A 2054-nucleotide genomic window follows, 5' to 3' on the forward strand; every position below is an offset into this window, starting at 1 on the left:
AAGTCCGCCTCATTCAGCTCGGTACGAACGCACCTCGTTCCGACCAGCACGCTCTCCCGCAGGTTGGCACCAGCCAAGCGACTGTTGCCCAGATCGGCGTAGCGCAAATCGATCCCCGCAAACTGTCCCTTCGCCAAATCGAGACCAGCCAAGACTTTGTAGCCGTATTCCTGCTCCCGTCTTTCCTCCAGCCAGATGCGGATTTGCTGCGAGTCTTTTGGACGCCCATCGCAGCAGTACACGATTTCACTCTGGTCCAGGTACTCGCCGACGCGCACCTCCAGTTCGTCTTCCTTTTCCACCTGCCCAAACGCTTCCACGGAATCTACTTGCTGCAACGCATACCGTCCCAGACTGACGACGTACTGATGAAACTTCTCCGCCTGGGCGAGCTTGATCCGTTCGATCTCGGCCGGACCGACGACCTTCTTTTTCTACTTCCTGTGCTAGACTCTTCTGCCACTATCTTTTCACGCTTTGATATTTTCCTTTTCCTCCTTTGATTTTGGACATGCAAAAAAGCTCATTCCCCCTTAATCAGTTAAGTTGGAATGAGCCTTTGAAAGTTGATCTAAGCATGTTTATTAAGTTTTTTAGTAGTTGATTTGTTGGTTATATTGTACGACCTTGTTTTTGAATTGCATACTAAGTTACATAAAAATTAAGACAGACTCCTAATATTATTCATATAGAGAAAAAACACTCTATCTGTTCGAAAACCTCTCAATTAAAAACGTAAGGAAATCATCATACTCTCTGGTACCAATACCCTCATCTTGCTCCCAGTCAACAACTGGGCACTCACCATTTTCTATTCTAGAGGTATCCAAACAATATACACCAGCACCAAAATTCTCAATGACAACAAACTTTTCAGGTAGACCATAACCACGCCAATCAACAGTTTCTGTAACACATGTTGGAATATCTCTCAACCCCCCCCCAAAAATTTCTACTCCTATAACCCCGCCAGTCCCATATTCACGCAAGAACCATTTGTAACTATCTGGTAGCTTCACATTTAACATTTCTTCAATGTTTGATATTTTAGTGTCACTTAAAGCCCCAACAAAAAACTTTTTTTTAGCATTTTTAATTAGCTCAATAACTTGTTTCGTCTTCAAAGTGTATGCCTCCTAATCTTTTAATGTTTTTATATACTCTTCTGCTCTCCAAATCCAATATTCTTCACGAAATTTATTATACTGCTTATCTAAATTAGGGTCATTTCTAAAACTTCTTTGCTTTTTAGCTTTCCTTTCTTTTCTTATTTTCTCTATTTCTTCTATAGGCTTATTTGCTTTTGAAGATATGCTATTCAGTGATCTCAGTCTTTTATATTTTGTTTTCTCTAAAAGCCCATGCAAAACCTTATAATTTTTCTGATGCACCGTTTGTAGAATTTCAACCATGGGACCTGGCTCAACTTGTAAGATATGGTGTAGACTTATTTTTTTGCCGTCTTTCCCAACTGGAGCCCATCCCATTTGCATTCTTTCTAGATTTGTTAATCCGGTGTCTGGGTCTACCATGTTCCAATCTATATCATTTCTTTGATAAACTTTCCTTCCCTGGAACTCAACTTTAGTATAATTACTACCTTTCCCCGTCCCCTTAGTCGCCTTATTCGCCGACTTCCCACCACCTGGTGAATCGGACTTCTTATAAACCTCATCCCACTTCTTCTGATTCGCCGTTCGCCCGACACTCACTGCCTTATTCTCAGTCTTCGCCGCTTTCATGACAAATCCTTCTGGCGTCACCATTTTCGGCTGCAAAACATCTTCCAGTCTTTCCTGCACGCGATCGGAAAGCTCTCGCACTTTCTCGTTGACTGCCTGGGCTTTTCCTTTCACCTTGGCTTTCATTTCACGCGCCTTGCTCATAACCGCATCTTTCGCTGCCATGATCCGCTTCTGCATCGCGTCCTTCATCTTCTTGACAGCCTCGATGACCCCAAGCTTCTCTTCCATCTTACGCGCAGTCGTGACCACTTTCCCAATAACCGCTTGGGAAGCGTCCATTACTTTTTTGGCGGCATCGCCTACCTTTTC

Annotated in this window: 3 protein-coding genes; all 3 read right to left on the reverse strand. The window is 43.3% G+C overall.

Annotated elements, in window-relative coordinates; genetic code table 11:
• A partial coding sequence (locus tag EDM57_RS22730; RefSeq protein ID WP_246005893.1) for a pentapeptide repeat-containing protein occupies nt 1–338 on the reverse strand: 338 nt, incomplete at its 3' end.
• Nucleotides 339–704: 366 nt separating this feature from the next.
• The gene (locus tag EDM57_RS22735; RefSeq protein ID WP_122906946.1) at nt 705–1124 is read right to left on the reverse strand and encodes an SMI1/KNR4 family protein; all 420 of its coding nucleotides are present in this window, start codon (nt 1122–1124) and stop codon (nt 705–707) included.
• 12 nt (nt 1125–1136) lie between these two features.
• The coding region (locus tag EDM57_RS22740) for an HNH/ENDO VII family nuclease (RefSeq protein WP_281274256.1) at nt 1137–2054 on the reverse strand (918 nt) is incomplete at its 5' end.

It is taken from the genome of Brevibacillus gelatini, assembly GCF_003710935.1.
Classification (GTDB): Bacteria; Bacillota; Bacilli; order Brevibacillales; family Brevibacillaceae; genus Brevibacillus; species Brevibacillus gelatini.